The sequence below is a fragment of the Actinomadura sp. NAK00032 genome (genome assembly GCF_013364275.1).
Lineage (GTDB): Bacteria > Actinomycetota > Actinomycetes > Streptosporangiales > Streptosporangiaceae > Spirillospora.
This window is the reverse complement of record NZ_CP054932.1, coordinates 6502959-6519687: the sequence shown is the minus strand read 5'-3', so window position 1 is coordinate 6519687 and position 16729 is coordinate 6502959. Positions and strand designations below refer to the sequence as shown.

The window sequence follows — 16729 nt, the reverse complement described above, 5'->3', positions numbered from 1 at the left end:
GAGAATCGGTGAACAGACCCCATCGAAACCCCCGCTCCGCAGGCCGGCGCAGCCGGTCGCTGACCCTCGTCCTCGCCGCCGTGCTGGCGGCCCCCGTCGCGTGGACGGCGCCCGCCGCCGCCCGCGAGGCGGCCTACCCGTTCCGCGACTCGGGCCTGTCGGTGGACGCCCGGGTGGACGACCTGCTCGGCCGGCTCACCCTCGACGAGAAGGTCTCCCTGCTGCACCAGTACCAGCCCGCGATCCCGCGGCTCGGCATCGGCCGGTTCAAGACCGGCACCGAGGCGCTGCACGGCGTCGCCTGGTCGACCGACGTCCACAACAACGGGGCCGTCGTGACCGCCAAGGGCACGGTGTTCCCGCAGTCGGTCGGGCTCGGCGCCACCTGGGACCCCGCGCTGCTGAAGAAGATCGGCTCGGCCGTCGGCGACGAGGCCCGCGGCTACAACAGCGAGAACCCCGACGTGTGGGGCCTGCAACTGTGGGCGCCGGTCGTCAACCTGCTCCGCGACCCGCGCTGGGGCCGCAACGAGGAGGGCTACTCCGAGGACCCGCTGCTCACCGGCCTGCTCGCCACCGCCTACGGGCACGGCATGCAGGGCGACGACCCGGACCACCTCAAGGCCGCGCCCGTGCTCAAGCACTACATGGCCAACAACAACGAGATCCGCCGCGACCAGACGTCGTCCAGCCTGCGGCCCCGCGTGCTGAAGGAGTACGACGAGGTCCCGTTCAAGATCCCGCTCAGCCAGGACGCCGCGACCGGCATCATGACGTCGTACAACCTGGTCAACGGCCGTCCCGCGACGGTCACCCCGGACGCCGGCGGCCTCGTCCGGTCCTGGAGCGACCGGACGCTGTTCAACGTCACCGACGCCGGCGGGCCGAACAACCTCGTCAACTCCCAGAAGTACTTCCCCGACCTCGCCACGGCGGACGCGGCGGTCGTCAAGGCGGGCGTGGACAGCTTCACCACCGACGACACCAACTCCTCCATCACCGTCAACGCGATCAAGGACGCACTGGCGCGCGGGCTGCTCGCCGAGGCCGACGTCGACCGCGCGGTGGGCCACATCCTCAGCGTCCGGGTGCGGCTCGGCGAGTTCGACCCGGGCGGCGGCCCCTACGGCAAGATCACCAAAGAGGCGGTGGACAGCCCCGCGCACCGCGCGCTCGCCCGCAAGGCCGCGGCCGAGCAGATGGTGCTGCTGAAGAACCAGCGCAAGGCGCTGCCGCTGTCGTCCGGGAAGGTCGCGGTCGTCGGCCCGCTCTCCGACACGCTCTACACCGACTGGTACTCCGGTTCCCTGCCGTACGAGGTCACGCCGCTGGACGGCATCAAGAAGCGCGCGTCGGCCGTCACCTCCAGCGAGGGCGTCGACCGGATCGCGCTGAAGGACGTGAAGACCGGCAAGTACGTCGCGGGCGGGACGGGCTCCGGCGCCGTCCTGAAGACCGGCCCGGCGTCGGCGTCCGACCCGGCGGCGCAGTTCGACGTGTTCGACTGGGGCCAGGGCGTGGTGACGCTGCGCAGCGCCGCCAACGGCAAGACGGTCGGCCGCTACAACTGGGGTGACACGTTCGCCAACGACCAGGCCCAGCCGAACGGCTGGTTCGTCCAGCAGATGTTCAAGCTGGAGAAGCAGGACGACGGCGACCACCTGCTCCGCTACGCCGGCTACGAGAAGGCCTACGACTGGGCCGACCCGGCCAAGACGTACGTGAAGGCGCAGGACGACGGCACCCTCGTCCTCACCACCAAGGACGACGCCGGACGGTTCGCCAAGGACGTCGTCAGCAGCGGCGTCGACGCGGCCGTCAAGGCGGCGACCGCCGCCGACACCGCCGTCGTCGTGGTCGGCAGCATGCCGTTCATCAACGGCCGCGAGGACCACGACCGGACGACGATGACTCTCGCGGAAGGGCAGTCGGAACTCATCAAGGCCGTCCGCAAGGCCAACCCGAACACGGTCGTCGTGGTGGAGAACAGCTACCCGACGACCCTCACCTGGGAGCAGGAGAACGTCCCGGCGATCCTGTGGACGAGCCACGCGGGCGCCGAAACGGGCAATGCCCTGGCGTCCATCCTGTTCGGCGACGAGAGCCCGTCCGGGAAGCTTCCGCAGACCTGGTACCGGTCTGAGGCGCAACTGCCGGACATTCTCGACTACGACATCATCAAGTCGGACCGGACGTACCAGTACTTCAAGGGGAAGCCGCTCTACCCGTTCGGGTATGGGCTCTCCTACACCACGTTCCGGTACGGCAAGCCGCGGCTCAGCAGCCATTCCTTGGGAAGCGACGGAACGGTCACCGTCACCGTGCCCGTCACCAACACGGGTAAGAAGGCCGGGGACGAAGTCGTCCAGCTCTACACGCACCAGCGGACGTCTCGGGTCAAGCAGCCCCTGCAGAAGCTGCGCGCCTTCGACAAGGTCCACGTCGCTCCCGGAAAGACGGTGACGGCGAAACTCCGGCTGGACGCCTCGGACCTCGCGATCTGGGACGTCACCCGCAACAAGTGGACGGTCGAGAGGTCGAAGCAGGACCTGCTGATCGGCTCCTCGTCCGCCGACATCCGGCAGCACACGATGCTCAACGTGCGCGGCGAGCGCATTCCCGACCGGGACCTCTCCAAGGTGACCCGCGCCGCCGACTTCGACGACCAGAACGGCATCGAGCTGGTCGACGAAACGAAGGTGAAGGGTGACGCGGTCGCGGGCGCGGCGAACTCCTGGCTGAAGTTCGCGGACGCCGACCTGGGCCGCTCCACGGGCACGATTACCGCGCGTGTGGCGGGCGCGTCGGCGACCACGATTCAGGTCCGCTTGGACGGTCCTGACGGGCCGGTCGCCGGAACGCTGAACGTGCCTTCCACGGGCGGCAAGTACACCTACAAGGAGATCAGCGCCGAACTGCGGAACGTCCGCGGTGACCACGACGTGTATCTGGTCTTCAACGGCGAGGCCCGCCTGAGCACCTTCTCCCTCACCCGATGAATCCTCGGCCCGCCCCGGCGTCGCCCGGGGCGGGCCGGTCCGCTGCAAAGGACGCCATCCATGCGTGCCAACAGCAAACCCACCGCCATCATCACCGCCGTCCTCACCGCCGCCGCGCTCCTCATGGCCCCGGCTCCCAGCCACCCCGCCCAAGCCGAAACGCACAATGTCGGATACGACCGCTACTCGCTCACGGTGGACGGTCAACGCGTCCTGCTGTGGGCGGGCGAATTCCACTACTTCCGGCTCCCGAGCCCGGCCCTCTGGCGGGACGTCCTGGAGAAGATCAAGGCCGCCGGATTCAACGGCGTCTCCCTCTACTTCGACTGGGCCTACCATTCAGCGGCTCCCGGGAAATACGACTTCACCGGCGTCAGGGACGTCGACCGGCTCCTGCGCCTGACCGACGAACTCGGCCTCTACGTCGTCGCGCGCCCCGGCCCGTACATCAACGCCGAAACGACCGGCGGCGGCCTTCCCGCCTGGCTGAAGACCGTCCCCGGCCGCGCCCGCTCAAGCGACCCGAACTACACCGCCGCCTACCGGGACTGGCTCGCCCACATCGACCCGATCATCGCGAAGCACCAGGTCACGCGCGGCGGGTCGGTCATTGTCTACAACGCCGAGAACGAGTACGCCGCGAACACCGACCCGGCCTACATGGAGGACATCCAGCGCCAGGCTCGCGCCCACGGAATCGACGTCCCCATCTCGCACAACCAATGCTGCGACGCCTCATGGACGCCGACCTGGGCGACCGGTCAGGGCGCCGTCCAGATCCCCGGGGTCGACGACTATCCGCAGGCGTTCGAATGCCGGGAGCCCGACGTCTGGGGAACCTGGGGCGAGGGCGTGACCGAACGCCTCAGTCCCGATGCGCCCGCGTATGCCGCCGAATACCAGGCCGGTGCCATCGACGCCGGCCGCGCCGGCTACGACAAGTGCCGCGAACTCACCGGCCCGAAGTTCATGAAGGTCTACTACAAGTCGAACCTCATCACCTCGGGCGCCACGATGTTCGGCTATTACATGGCCTTCGGCGGCACGAACTGGGGGCGGCTCGCGCAGCCGAACGACGTCTACACGTCCTACGACTACGGCGCCCCCATCACCGAGAACCGGCAGCTCACCGCCAATTACGACGAGTTCAAGCGCCAGGGCCTCTTCGTCACCACCGTCGAACCGCTCGCCAAGACCGACCCCGCCGAGGCGCCCGCGTCCGCTAATCCGGCCGTCCGCACCGAGGCCCGCGCCAACCCCGACACCGGAACGCAGTTCGTCCTCGTCCGGCACGCCGACCGGAAAACCGACGACGACCAATCAGCGAACCTCACCTGGAACACCCCGGACGGCACTTACACCCTGCCCGTGAACCTCAAGGGCCGGGACGCGAAAGTGCTCGTCGCCGGCTACGACATGGGCGGCCAGCGCCTCGCCGCGACGACCTCCGAACTCCTCACCCACACCACCGCCGGGAAGCGGGACACCGCCGTCCTCTACGGGACGGAGGGAAGCGCGGGAACGACCATCCTGCGGTACGACTCGCGCCCTGAAGTCGAAGTCCTGAACGGCTCGGTGAAGTCGACCTACTCCGGCGACGGCGAACTCAGACTCGACTACGAGCACCAAGGTCTGGCCCGCGTCCGGATAACCGGCGGCGGACGCGCGCCTCTCCTGCTCCTCATCGGCACGGACGCGGAGGCCGCCAAGTTCTGGCGCTCCGGCGAAACCCTCGTCCGTGGCACCGACCTGGTCCGTTCCGCACAGGTCAGGAACGGCACGGCGGTGATACGAGCCGACCTGGCCAAGGCGGGCGACATCGAGGTGTTCGGCTCGGCCAGCCGCATGACGCTCAACGGAAAGCACATCCGAGCCCGCACAACGTCCAGCGGCACACTCCTGGCGCATGCCAAGGGCCCGCGACCCGTCAAACTCCCATCCCTCAAGCACTGGCACGCCAAGCAGGGCGCACCCGAGACGTCCCCTGATTTCGACGACTCGTCATGGAAGGTCGCCGACCACACCACCACGGCCGGCCCGATCAAACCGAAGAGCCCGCCCGTCCTCTACGCCGACGACTACGGCTTCCACCACGGCCACGTCTGGTATCGCGGCCACTTCACCGCGACCGGCTCCGAGAAGACCGTCAACCTGAACGCCATCACCGGAAAGCACGGCGTCTACCAGGTCTGGCTGAACGGCCACTACCTAGGTTCGGCGGCCGGCGGCGAGCAGAAGGACGCCGACGCGCCCATCAACGAGAACCCGGGGCCCGGCAGCTTCACCGTCCCCGCCGGCCTCCTCCAGAAGGGGCAGAAGGCCGTCCTGTCCGTCCTGGTCGAGAACATGGGACACAACGACGACTGGACGGCCGACGACCACCGCCACAAGCAGCCCCGCGGCCTGGTCGGCGCCGAGATCACCACCAACCCGGTCACCTGGCGCATCCAGGGGACCCGCGCCGAGGACCCGGTGCGCGGCCCCCTGAGCACGGGCGGTCTCTACGGGGAGCGGGAAGGCTGGCACCTGCCGTCCGCCCGCACCGGGTCATGGCCGTCCGGCGCCCCGACGGCCACCGTCCAGCCGGGCGTCCACTGGTACAGCACGAGCGCCCGCCTGGCGATCCCTGAGGACCAGGACGTCCCCGTGACCCTGCACTTCGACAAGGGTGCGGGCGATTACCGGACGCTCATCTTCGTCAACGGCTGGAACATGGGGGAGTACGTCAACGGTGAGATCCAGCAGGACTTCACCCTCCCCGACGGGATCCTGCACCCCGGCGGGCGCAACACCGTCACCCTCGCCGTGGTCGCGGCGGGCGCGTCCCGCCCCGGCGGCGTCTCGCTGAAGGCCGCGGCGAACCTGAGAGGAGGCGTCCCCGCCCCCTGATCACCGACAGGTGAGACCCCCGGCCCCCCTCCAGGCCGGGGTCTCACCCGTCCTGGCCGGGACGGACGTCGCGCGGCAGGCGGTCCGGCCGGCGCAGGTGATGCGTGACGTCACCGGCCAGGTCCATGGTGATGCGGCGTTCGGCGAAGCGCCACCGGCCGTCATGGCGCTCGAAGGTGTCGCTGTAGGTGCCGCAGGCGATGGGCTGGAGGGCGAGGCCGGGGGCGGCCTGGAGGACGGTGTAGTACGCCTTCGACGTGGCCGTGCCCGCGTCCTCGTCCACCTCGATCGCGACGTTCGTGGTGATGTGCTTGGTGCGGAGGGTGCCGTCCTCGTGCACGATCACCGTCTTCTCGAACATGCGGGCTATCGCCTCGCCGCCGCGCAGGGTCCCGCCGCTGCCGGTGAAGGCGGCGTCGGCGAACAGGTCGCGGATGCCCGCGAAGTCGGCGTTGTCCACGCACTCGGCGTAGCGGTAGATCAGGTTGGCGATGTCCTGGTGAGCGCACGGCATGGTCCATCATCGGCGCGCCGCGCGCCCGGCCCGGTGCCGCCTCCCGGTGAGCGGGACGGCCCGGATATCACATGTCCCGGTCAATTCGTCGCCAACCGGTATTGCACGAATGGGCAGACTTGATTTAAGTGTGAACCGGTGGCCAGGTTGGGACTTGAAGTGCCCTTGTTCGGGGCAGTTTGTGGCAATTAATGTCTGGATGCGGCGGGGACGTCACCGCAATCCGGTGTCCCGGCCGGCCCAATGCCGCAGATCGCGGCGGGCGAATCCAGGGAGGAAGACATGCACATGTCGCGTGCCCGTCACCGGTGGGCCGCCGTGCTGGCGGGAATGGCGGTCCTCGCGCCGGCCGCACCCGCGCGGGCGGCCGGACCGGCCGGACCCGTCGGCTCCTACATGCTCACGCTGGTGCACGAGACGGGCCCCAGGATCGAGCGGAGCCTGTACTGCGACCCGGACGGCGGGACGCTCATCGACGCGTCCCGTGCCTGTGACCAGCTGAGACCCGTCCACGGCAGGATCGAGCGCATCCCCGCGCGAGCGGGCGCCTGCACGCTGCAGCACGCGCCGGTCCGCGTGATCGCCCGCGGCAGCTGGAACGGCCGGCCCCGCAACTTCGCGCGGACCTACCCCAACCAGTGCGTCGCCGTGCGCGACACCGGCGGAATCCTTTTCGGCGGCTGACACCACGGACCGCGGGCCGCCGGAATGGGGAAGCGGGGTGCTGTCCGGCGGCCCGCATGAAAAGGAGATGCCGATGCTCGCCTTCATTGGGCCGGACGTACTGGTCACCTACGAACGGACCGGCGGATTCGCCGGAATCCGGGAGCGGGTGACCGTCGACAATTCGGGCGCGGCCCTCGTCAACGGCAAAAAGACCGCGCTGGACGACGGAGAAATGCGCGGCCTGCGGGACGCGCTGCGGCAGATCGTCACCACCGACTCCTCCGAGGCGGGCTGCCGGGTGGCCGACCACTTCACCTACACCCTCACCTACCGCGGCGAGCGGGCCGTGCGGTGCTGGCTGCCGTCGGACTGGCGCGCCGCCGTCGAACGGCTGGAGGCGCTCACCCGGCGGTGATGGGAACCGGGTGAGCCGTCGCCGCCCTCAGGCGCGGGCGCGGGTGTGCAACGCGCGCATGGCCGCCTCGAGGGCGGCGACCGGGCCGTCCACCGGCAGGCCCGGCACGACCTCCTGCACCGGGATCGCCGCGACCGGCCCGGACGGCACGCCCAGCTCCGCGCGCAGCGCGCCGAGCTGGGCCGACGACATGATGTACACGATGCGGCCGAGGCCCACCCAGCCGTGCGCGGCCGAGCACATCGGGCAGTGCTCCCCGGAGGTGTAGACGGTCGCCGCCGCGCGCTCCCCGGGTGCCATGTTCGCCGCCGCCCAGCGGGCGATCTCGAACTCGGGGTGCCGGGTGTGGTCGCCGCCCGCGACCCGGTTGCGGTCCTCGAACAGGACCTCTCCGGCGGCGGACACCAGCACCGACCCGAAGGGCTCGTCGCGGGCGTCCAGGGCCTCGGCGGCCAGCTCCACGCAGCGGTTCAGATGGCGCAGCTCAGCCGCGTTCGGTTCGTAGCCCATCGGACGATCCTAGATCACGCCGACTCGCGGAGTACCAGGTGAGGCTGCAGGATGACCACCGGCTCGTCGACCGTCTCGCCGCCGATCCGCGACACCAGCAGCCGCGCCATCTCCACGCCCATCTCCTCCAGCGACTGGTGGACGGTGCTGAGCGGCGGGTCGGCGAGCGCCGCCGCCGAGGAGTCGTCGAACCCGATCACCGCGACGTCGTCGGGGATGCGCCGGCCGCGCCGGTGCAGGATGCGCAGCGCGCCGAACGCCATCGGGTCGCTCGCCGCGAACACCGCGTCCAGCGCCGGCTCGCGGGCCAGCAGCCGGTCGGCGGCGGCGATGGCGCTGGCCTCCCCGAAGTCGCCGTACTCGACGTACTCGGGCAGGCCCGCGTCGGCGAGCGCCTCCCGGTAGCCGGCCAGCCGGTCGATGCCCACCCCCATGTCCTGCGGGCCGGCGATCGTCGCGATGTGCCGCCGGCCGCCCGCGATCAGGTGGCCGACGGCCTCGCGGGCGCCGCTGCGGTTGTCGACGTCGACGTAGCTGACCGGCGACAGGCCGGGCGGGCAGCCGCCGAGGACGGTCGGCACGCCGTTGGCCTCCAGCTTGGCGGGCAGCGGGTCCTCGGCGTGCAGGGAGGTGAGGAGCACCCCGTCCACGTGCTGGGTGGTGAGGTACTCCTCCAGCCGGCCGTACTCGGCGGGGGAGCGGGCGAGGGCGAGCAGCAGCTGCAGCCCGGTGTCGCCGAGCCCGTTGCTGATGCCGCGGATGATGCCGGCGAAGTACGGCTCGCCGAACAGCCGCTGGTCCGACTCGGCGACGACGAGCGCCACCGTGTCGGTGCGGCGGGTGACGAGCGTGCGGGCCGCGCGGTTCGGCACGTAGCCGAGCTCCTCGATCGCCCGCAGCACCGCCTCGCGCGCCTGCGGGCTGACCCGCGGCGAGCCGTTGACCACGCGCGACACCGTGCCGCGGCCCACCCCGGCGCGCGCCGCCACCTCTTCCAATGTCGGACGCGTGCTCCTGCCCGTCATCCGGCCCCCTTCGTCTCCGTACCGTCCGCCGACCCCCGGGTCAGGCCCGTCCGGGCAGCCCGCCCCGCCGGATCACCCCGGCGTACCAGCGCGCGCTGTCCTTGGGCACGCGGCGCTGCGTGGCGTAGTCGACGTGCACCAGCCCGAAACGCTTCGAATAGCCCCAAGCCCATTCGAAATTATCCAGCAGCGACCAGGTGAAGTAGCCGTTCAGCGGAACGCCTTCGGAAATGGCGTCGTGGCACGCGCGCAGGTGCGCGTCGAGGTAGGCGATGCGGCCCGCGTCTTGGACCGTGCCAGCGCCGTCAAGGGTCTCGTCGTAGCCCGCGCCGTTCTCGGTGATGTAGAGCGGGAGGGACGGGTATTCGCGGTGCAGCCGGGTCAGCACCTCGTGCAGGCCGCGCTCGTCGATCTCCCAGCCCATCCCGGTGACGGGGCGCCCCGCCGGGACGAACCGGACGTGGTCGCTGCCCACCCAGGGGGAGTGGGTCGAGAACGGCGACGACGCGGTCTGCGCCGCCTCGCCGGGCGTGCCGGCGACGGTGTGCCGCGAGTAGTAGTTGATGCCGAGCTGGTCGATCGGCCGGCTGATGACGGCCAGGTCGGCGTCCGGCGGGGTGAACCCGAACCGCTCGGTGTCGGCGAGGACGTCGTCGGGGTAGCGGCCGAGCAGCAGCGGGTCGAGGAACAGCCGGTTCTGCAGCCCGTCGATGCGGCGCGCCGCGTCCACGTCCTCGGGTGCGTCCGTCGCCGGGGACACCGCGTACAGGTTGACGGCCGCGCCGAACTTGTTGTCGGGGTTCTTCGCCCGCATCGCGTCCACCGCGAGGCCGTGGCCGAGCAGCAGGTGGTGCGCGGCCAGCAGCGACGCGGCGGCGTCGCGGCGCCCGGGCGCGTGCTCCCCGGAGGCGTAGCCGAGGAACGCCGCGCACCACGGCTCGTTCACCGTCGTCCAGTGGCGGACGCGGTCGCCGAGCGCGTCGTGCACGTGCGCGGCGTACTCGGCGAACCGGTGCGCGGTCTCCCGCTCGGGCCAGCCGCCCTTGTCCTCCAGCGGCTGCGGGAGGTCCCAGTGGTAGAGCGTCGGCCACGGCTCGATGCCGGCCTCCAGCAGCGTGTCGACCAGCCGCCGGTAGAAGTCGACGCCCTCGGAGTTGAAGGTCCCGGCCCCGGTCGGCTGCACCCGGGGCCAGGAGATCGAGAACCGGTACGCGGTGAGGCCGAGGCTCGACATGAGCGCGACGTCCTCGCGGAACCGGTGGTAGTGGTCGACGGCGACGTCGCCGTTCTCGCCGTTGAGCACCTTGCCCGGCGTGCGGCAGAAGGTGTCCCAGATGGACGGCCCGCGCCCGCCCTCCCCGGCGGCCCCCTCGATCTGGTAGGCGGCGGTGGCGGCCCCCCAGCGGAACCCGGTCGGGAACGGAGCGGCGGGAGCCGCGCTGGTGTCGTCCTGTAGGGAGGTCACGCCTTCACAGCACCTTCCATGATTCCGCCGATGATCTGGCGGCCGAAAATGATGAACACGATGAGGAGCGGCAGGATGGCCACGCTGGTCCCGGCGAACATGAGCGTGTAGTCCTTGAAGTACGCGTTCGCGAGGTTGTTGATGGACAGCTGCACCGTGGGGTTGTCGGGCTGCAGCACCGCGAGCGGCCACATGAACTCGTTCCAGGTCTGCATGAACGTGAACAGGCCGAGGACGCCGGCGGCGGGGCGCAGCGCGGGCAGCACGACGCGCCAGTAGATGCCGAACGTGGTGCACCCGTCGACGCGGGCCGCCTCGATCAGCTCGTCCGGGACGGCCTGGTCGGCGTACTGCCGCATCATGAACACGCCGAACCCGGTGACCAGGAACGGGACGATGACCGCCTGCAGCTGGCCCGTCCAGCCCAGCTTCACCATGATCATGTAGAGCGGGATGATGCCCATCTGGACCGGGATCATCATCGTCGCGATGATGGTGAGCAGCAGCGCGCTCTTGCCGCGGAAGCGCAGCTTGGCGAACGCGAAGCCGGCCAGCGAGGCGAAGAACACCGTGGAGATCGTCACCGCGGCGGAGGCGAGCGCGGAGTTCAGCAGGCCCTTGGCGAAGTAGGCCTCGGGGTTGTCGAACAGCCGGCCGACGTTGTCGGGGCCGTGCGCGCCGGGCAGCAGCGGCGGCGGGACGTCGGCGACCACGCTGTTGGTGCGGGTCGCGACGATGATCATCCAGTAGATCGGGAAGATCGACAGCACCAGCGCGACGATCAGCGTGAGGTAGGTCAGCGGGCTCGCGTTCCACATGCCGCGGAACCGGCCGGGCCGCGCGGCGGCGTGCTTGGCGTCCGGCCGTCCGCCGGGCCCTGCGAGGAGCGTGGTCACTTGGTGCCTCCCGTACGCCGCACGGCCAGGAAGTTGATCAGGGAGAACACGATGATCATCACGAACAGCGCCCAGGCGACGGTCGCGCCGTAGCCGTACCGGTCATGGCCGAACGCGTTGTCGTACATGTACATCGTGATCGTCTGGAACTGGTGCATCGGGCCGCCGTCCATCTTGTTCGGCGTGCCGACGCTGAACAGGACGGGCTCGGTGAACAGCTGCAGCCCGCCGATCGTCGAGATGATCACCGTGAAGATGATCGTGGGCCGCAGCATCGGCACCGTGATCTGCCAGAACTGCCGGATCCTGGAGGCGCCGTCGATCGCGGCGGCCTCGTACAGGTCCTTCGGGATCGCCTGCATGGCGGCCAGGTAGATCAGCGCGTTGTAGCCGGTCCAGCGCCAGTCGACCATCATCGCGATGGCGATCCAGGACCAGCCGCGGCTGCTCGACCAGTGGATCGGGTCGATGCCGACCAGCCCGATCACCCAGTTGATCATGCCCCAGTTGGTGTCGAACATCTGGGTGAACACGATCGCGACGGCGGCGGTCGAGGTGACCAGCGGGGCGACCATGCCGATCCGGAACATGGTGGGCAGCCGCATCCGCCGGTTCAGCGCGTTGGCGACCAGCAGCGCGATCAGCAGCTGCGGGATGGTCGAGACGGCGAAGATGCCGAGGGTGTTGACCGTCGCGTGCCAGAAGTCGGCGTCGGTCAGCAGGTAGTCGTAGTTGTCGAGCCCGATGAACTTGCGCGTGCCCGACGCCAGCTCCCAGTCGTGCAGGGAGACCCACAGGGTGTAGACGAGCGGGAACGCGCCGAAGATCAGGAAGACGATGTAGAACGGCGAGATGAAGGCATACGGGGCGCCCTTCACATCGAGCCGGGCCAGCCGCGTCCGCCAGGTGCGGGCGGGCCGCGGGCGGGCCTTCGCCGGCGGGGGCGGCGGCGGGCCGTTCCGGCTGGGGCGCAGATCGGTGGTCATCGTCGTGCGCCTCCTTTCCGAGGACGGGACGGAGCGGGGAGAGCGGAGAGGGGAACGGCGGCGGCGCCGGCGGGGAGGTATCGGCGCGGCGCCGCCGCCGTGGTCACGGGTCGCCGGGGGTTACCTGGCGGCCTTCTTGGCCTCCTCCACCGACTTCGCCCAGGCGTCGGCGGGCTTCTGCTTGCCCTGGCCCACGGAGATCAGGACGTTCTCGACCGCGGCCCGCACGTCCTCGTTCTTCGGCCCGAGGTGGACCGGCTTCACGCCGGCCGCCAGCTCACCGAAGATCTTGCCGACCGGGGCGTCGCCGAAGTAGGCGCTCTTCGCCCCCGCGACGGCCGGGTCCTGCGCGGCCTGCGGCGAGGACGGGAAGACGTTCGCGGCCTTGTAGGCGGCCACCTGGCCCTCGGGCGAGGTCAGGAACTTGGCCAGCTCGGCGGCGGCCTTCGCGTGCTTGGTCTGCTTGGGCACGGCGAGCCATGAGCCGCCCCAGTAGCCGGCGCCGCCCGGGGTCTTGGCGACGTCCCACTTGCCCTTGCCGAAGTCGCCGGAGAACTCCTCGATGCCCCCGAGCATCCAGGACGGGCACGGCAGCGCGGCGAAGGTGTCCCGCTTGAGGGCGGTCTGCCACGGCGGGGTGAAGATGGACATGTCCGCGGTGAGCTTGTTCTCCGCGAACTTCAGCGACGTGTCGAACGCCTGCTTGACGGCGGGGTTGCTGTCGTAGACGAGGTTGTCGCTCTTGTCGAAGAAGCTGTAGCCGGGCCCGTTGCCGGCGTTCTGCAGGACGGTGGCGCGGAACACGGCGGTCGGCCCGTCCAGCCACTTGGTGCCGGGCACCTTCTCCTGGAACTTCTTGCCGGTCTCCAGGAACTGGTCCCAGGTGGCCCAGAGCTCGCCGACCTTGTCGCGCTCGGTGGGCAGGCCGGCCTTCTTGAACAGGTCCTTGCGGTAGCACATGGCCAGCGGGCCGATGTCGGTGCCGAGGCCGATGAGCTGCTTGCCGTCGGGGGTGAGGCCCATCTGCCACTTCCACGGCAGGAAGTTCTTCTCCAGGTCCTTGCCGCCGTGGTCGAAGAGGTTGACGAACTTCGTCTTCTGCTGCATGTAGAGCGGGAGGATGCCCTCCTCCAGCATGACGACGTCGCCCGCGCCGCTGCCGGTGGCCATCCACTGCTGGATGCGCGGCTTGTACTCGTCCAGCGTGGAGACCTTGCGCTGCTTGATCTTGACGTTCGGGTGGGACTGCTCGTACTGCTTGTAGAGCGCGTCGTAGCCCGGCTCACCGAAGACGTCGACGGTGAGCTCGACCGGCCCGCTGTCGGAGCCTCCCTCGTCGTTGTCGTCGCCGCCGCACGCGACGGCGAGGCCGCCGACGAGTACCGCCGCCATCGCCGTACTCAGTCCGCGCCGCATGATGGCCCTCATGGCGGACCCCTCTCAGGTTGTGTCTTGCAGTGGTGTGGGAGCGCTCCCACGAAGGAAAGACCGTGACGGGGCTCACTGTCAATGCGCCGAAACATAACCGTTACAACAACCTGTCCGCCGGGCCAGGGTGGTCAGGCCCCGCCCGACGGCCGGTCAGACACCGGTCAGGCGCCGGTCGGCAGGCCCCGACCAGGCCGGTCAGCCCTCCTGGACGGGCGAGAGCCGGGCCGGCGCCGGAGCCGGCGCCGTGGACCGCCGGACGACCAGCTCCGGCCGGTAGAGCAGCTCCGTCCGGGGCGCGCGGTCGCCGCGGATCTCGTCCAGGACGGTGCTCACCGCGGCCATCGACATCTCCCGCACCGCCTGCCGGACGGTCGTCAGCGGCGGGTCGAGGTAGGCGGTCAGGAGCGAGTCGTCCATGCCGGTGACGGACACGTCCTCGGGCACCTGCAGCCCCCGCGCCCGCGCCGCCCGGATCGCGCCGAGCGCCATGATGTCGTTGCCCCCGCAGATCGCCGTGCACCCCGCGTCCAGCAGCTTGGACGCCGCCGCCTGCCCGCCCTCCACCGTGTACATGGTGTTGACGATCAGCTCGTCGATCTCGGCCGCCGAGAGCCCGGTGTGCGCGGCCATCCCGCGCCGGAACCCCTCGGTCTTGCGCCGCGTCGGCACGTACACGTCCTGGCCGATCGCGAGCCCGATCCGGCGGTGGCCCATGGCGGCCAGGTGCGCGACGATCGCCTCCAGCGACGCCACGTCGTCGTTCGAGATGTACGGCGCGTCGATGTCGGGCCGGTACCCGTTCACCAGCACGATCGGGAGCGCCTGCTCCAGCAGCCGCGCGTACCGCGCCCGGTCGGAGTTGGCGTTGGCGTGCAGGCCGTTGACGAAGATGATCCCGGCGACGCCGCGCTCCAGCAGCATCTCGATGTAGTCGTCCTCGGCCACGCCGCCCGGCGCCTGCGAGCACAGCACCGCCATGTACCCGTGCCGGGCGAGCGCGCTCTCGATGACCTCGGCGAACGCCGGGAAGATCGGGTTGGTCAGCTCGGGGATGATCAGCCCGATCAGCCCGGCCCGCCGCTGGCGCAGCTTGGCCGGGCGCTCGTAGCCGAGCACGTCCAGGGCGGTCAGCACCGCCTGGCGCGTGGTCGGGGACACGCCCGGCTTGCCGTTGAGCACGCGGCTCACCGTCGCCTCGCTCACCCCGGCGTGCGCCGCGATGTCCGCCAGGCGTGTCGTCATGGGTTTCAAACTAGCCCTCCTCGACTTCCCACCACAGGGCGGTGTCCGGGGGCAGGTCCAGGTGGCCGCCCTCCAGCCGGACCGGTCCGCTCGCGAGGAGCGGCGTGCCGCGCGCGGGGAGCCGCACCGTCCCGCCGCCCGTGTTGACCGCGCACCCGAGCCGCCTCCCCCCGCTGTCCCGGACGAAGACAAGTGTGCCGGTTGGGGCCGGTTCCCAGCGCAGTCCGCCGTCGCCGAGGGCGGGGTGCTCGCGGCGCAGGCGCAGTGCCTCGCGGTAGAGGGCGAGCGTGGAACCGGGGTCGGCGCTCTGCGCGGCCACGGTGAGGTCGCGCCAGTCCGCCGGGATCGGCAGCCAGGACGCGGGGCCCGCGCCGAACCCGAACGGGGGCTCCTCGCCCTCCCACGGCAGCGGGACGCGGCAGCCGTCGCGGCCGGCGCCCTCGCCGCGCAGCCGCTGCGGGTCCTGCTGGAACTCCTCCGGCAGGTCCAGGACCTCCGGCAGGCCCAGCTCCTCGCCCTGGTAGACGTAGGACGAGCCGGGCAGCGCGAGCGTGAGCAGCGCCGCCGCGCGGGCGCGCCGCAGCCCCGCCTCGCCGCCGCCGTACCGGGTGACGTGCCGCTTCACGTCGTGGTTGGACAGCACCCAGGTCGCGGGCGCGCCCACCTCGGCGGCGGTGCGGATCGACTCCTCGATCACCTCGCGCAGCGGCGCGGCGTCCCACGGCGCGGTCAGGTAGTGGAAGTTGAACGCCTGGTGCAGTTCGTCCGGGCGGGTGTAGTGGGCGAGCCGCTGCGGCGTGGGCGCCCACGCCTCGGCGACGGCGATCCGCTCGCCGCCGTAGGAGTCGAGCAGGCGCCGCCACTCGCGGTGGATGTCGTGCACCGGGTCCTGGTCGAAGTAGGGCAGGACGGCCGTGCCGAGCATCTCGACCTGGTTCGGGTGGCCGACGTCCGGCAGCCCCGGGGCCTTGGCCATGCCGTGCGCGACGTCCACGCGGAAGCCGTCCACGCCGAGGTCGAGCCAGAACCTCAGGATGTCCGCGAACTCGGCGCGGACCTCGGGGTTCTCCCAGTCCAGGTCGGGCTGCTCGGGCGCGAACAGGTGCAGGTACCACTGGCCGTCCGGCAGCCGGGTCCAGGCGGGGCCGCCGAACACCGACTCCCAGTCGTTGGGCGGCTCGGCGCCGTCTGGGCCGCGCCCGTCGCGGAAGATGTAGCGGGCGCGCTCCGGGGAGCCCGGGGGCGCGGCGACCGCGGCCCGGAACCAGGCGTGCCGGTCGGAGGTGTGGTTGGGCACGACGTCCACGATGATCCGCAGGCCGTGCGCGTGCGCGTCGGCGATCAGCCCGCGGGCGTCGGCGAGGGTGCCGAACAGCGGGTCGACGTCGCGGTAGTCGGCCACGTCGTAGCCGAAGTCGGCCATCGGCGAGACGTAGAACGGGGTCAGCCACAGCGCGTCCACGCCGAGTCCGGCGAGGTAGGGGAGCCGGGAGCGGACGCCGGGCAGGTCGCCGACGCCGTCGCCGTTCGAGTCGGCGAAGCTGCGCACGTACACCTGGTAGATGACGGCGTCGCGCCACCAGCGGGTGCCCTCCTCCTCCGGGTGGGAGGCGTGGACGAGCAGGGTGTCCTGGGTCATGAACATCCTTCGGATCGGGAGCCTGCGAGGTGCGGGTGCGGGTGCGGGTGCG

Annotated in this window: 13 protein-coding genes; 4 read left to right on the top strand and 9 right to left on the bottom strand. The window is 70.8% G+C overall.

The features are described 5' to 3' along the window. The first annotated feature begins 8 nt into the window (after positions 1-8). Entirely contained in the window at positions 9-2999 is a 2991-nt protein-coding gene (locus HUT06_RS29770) for a glycoside hydrolase family 3 protein (RefSeq protein ID WP_217711517.1), read from the top strand. Positions 3000-3059: 60 nt separating this feature from the next. Beyond that, positions 3060-5888: a beta-galactosidase gene (locus HUT06_RS29765; RefSeq protein ID WP_176198739.1), complete on the top strand. Its 2829-nt coding sequence runs from the start codon at positions 3060-3062 to the stop codon at positions 5886-5888. Between the two features lie 43 nt (positions 5889-5931). On the opposite strand, the gene HUT06_RS29760 is transcribed toward HUT06_RS29765, so the two are convergent. Continuing rightward, a complete protein-coding gene (locus tag HUT06_RS29760; RefSeq protein ID WP_176198738.1) occupies positions 5932-6402 on the bottom strand; it encodes a nuclear transport factor 2 family protein in 471 nt (156 codons plus the stop codon). 288 nt (positions 6403-6690) lie between these two features. On the opposite strand from HUT06_RS29760, the gene HUT06_RS29755 reads away from it, so the two are divergent. After that, positions 6691-7086 (top strand): SSI family serine proteinase inhibitor, encoded by a 396-nt coding sequence (locus HUT06_RS29755; protein ID WP_217711516.1) that lies wholly within the window; start codon positions 6691-6693, stop codon positions 7084-7086. A gap of 73 nt (positions 7087-7159) precedes the next feature. Next, positions 7160-7483 carry a hypothetical protein gene (locus HUT06_RS29750; RefSeq protein WP_176198736.1) on the top strand — a complete coding sequence of 108 codons (324 nt, stop codon included), beginning with the start codon at positions 7160-7162 and terminating at the stop codon, positions 7481-7483. Positions 7484-7510: 27 nt separating this feature from the next. Here the strand turns inward: HUT06_RS29750 and HUT06_RS29745 are convergent, their stop codons facing one another. From HUT06_RS29745 to HUT06_RS29710, 8 genes are all read right to left on the bottom strand, one after another. Next, positions 7511-7993, bottom strand: a complete 483-nt coding sequence (locus HUT06_RS29745; RefSeq protein WP_176198735.1) for a nucleoside deaminase — start codon at positions 7991-7993, stop codon at positions 7511-7513. Positions 7994-8007: 14 nt separating this feature from the next. Further along, entirely contained in the window at positions 8008-9018 is a 1011-nt protein-coding gene (locus HUT06_RS29740) for a LacI family DNA-binding transcriptional regulator (protein WP_176198734.1), read from the bottom strand. A 40-nt stretch (positions 9019-9058) separates the two neighbouring features. After that, positions 9059-10483, bottom strand: coding sequence for a GH1 family beta-glucosidase (locus HUT06_RS29735; protein WP_176198733.1), 1425 nt, complete (start codon positions 10481-10483; stop codon positions 9059-9061). Beyond that, positions 10480-11379 carry a carbohydrate ABC transporter permease gene (locus HUT06_RS29730; RefSeq protein ID WP_254715454.1) on the bottom strand — a complete coding sequence of 300 codons (900 nt, stop codon included), beginning with the start codon at positions 11377-11379 and terminating at the stop codon, positions 10480-10482. The genes HUT06_RS29735 and HUT06_RS29730 overlap by 4 nt, the downstream gene beginning before the upstream one ends. Next, positions 11376-12365, bottom strand: coding sequence for a carbohydrate ABC transporter permease (locus HUT06_RS29725; RefSeq protein WP_176198732.1), 990 nt, complete (start codon positions 12363-12365; stop codon positions 11376-11378). The genes HUT06_RS29730 and HUT06_RS29725 overlap by 4 nt, the downstream gene beginning before the upstream one ends. 120 nt (positions 12366-12485) lie before the next feature. Further along, positions 12486-13781: an ABC transporter substrate-binding protein gene (locus tag HUT06_RS29720; RefSeq protein WP_254715453.1), complete on the bottom strand. Its 1296-nt coding sequence runs from the start codon at positions 13779-13781 to the stop codon at positions 12486-12488. Between the two features lie 210 nt (positions 13782-13991). Then, positions 13992-15038, bottom strand: coding sequence for a LacI family DNA-binding transcriptional regulator (locus HUT06_RS29715; RefSeq protein ID WP_176198730.1), 1047 nt, complete (start codon positions 15036-15038; stop codon positions 13992-13994). Positions 15039-15048: 10 nt separating this feature from the next. Next, positions 15049-16677 carry a glycoside hydrolase family 13 protein gene (locus HUT06_RS29710; RefSeq protein WP_217711515.1) on the bottom strand — a complete coding sequence of 543 codons (1629 nt, stop codon included), beginning with the start codon at positions 16675-16677 and terminating at the stop codon, positions 15049-15051. Positions 16678-16729 lie beyond the last annotated feature (52 nt).

Excerpts from the sequence above, each read along its gene's own strand:
- HUT06_RS29760 (WP_176198738.1), bottom strand. The coding sequence starts at position 6,402 with ATGCCGTGCGCTCACCAGGACATCGCCAACCTGATCTACCGCTACGCC.
- HUT06_RS29740 (WP_176198734.1), bottom strand. The coding sequence starts at position 9,018 with ATGACGGGCAGGAGCACGCGTCCGACATTGGAAGAGGTGGCGGCGCGC.
- HUT06_RS29720 (WP_254715453.1), bottom strand. The coding sequence starts at position 13,781 with ATGCGGCGCGGACTGAGTACGGCGATGGCGGCGGTACTCGTCGGCGGC.
- HUT06_RS29715 (WP_176198730.1), bottom strand. The coding sequence starts at position 15,038 with ATGACGACACGCCTGGCGGACATCGCGGCGCACGCCGGGGTGAGCGAG.
- HUT06_RS29745 (WP_176198735.1), bottom strand. The coding sequence starts at position 7,993 with ATGGGCTACGAACCGAACGCGGCTGAGCTGCGCCATCTGAACCGCTGC.
- HUT06_RS29750 (WP_176198736.1), top strand. The coding sequence starts at position 7,160 with ATGCTCGCCTTCATTGGGCCGGACGTACTGGTCACCTACGAACGGACC.
- HUT06_RS29725 (WP_176198732.1), bottom strand. The coding sequence starts at position 12,365 with ATGACCACCGATCTGCGCCCCAGCCGGAACGGCCCGCCGCCGCCCCCG.
- HUT06_RS29765 (WP_176198739.1), top strand. The coding sequence starts at position 3,060 with ATGCGTGCCAACAGCAAACCCACCGCCATCATCACCGCCGTCCTCACC.
- HUT06_RS29710 (WP_217711515.1), bottom strand. The coding sequence starts at position 16,677 with ATGACCCAGGACACCCTGCTCGTCCACGCCTCCCACCCGGAGGAGGAG.
- HUT06_RS29755 (WP_217711516.1), top strand. The coding sequence starts at position 6,691 with ATGTCGCGTGCCCGTCACCGGTGGGCCGCCGTGCTGGCGGGAATGGCG.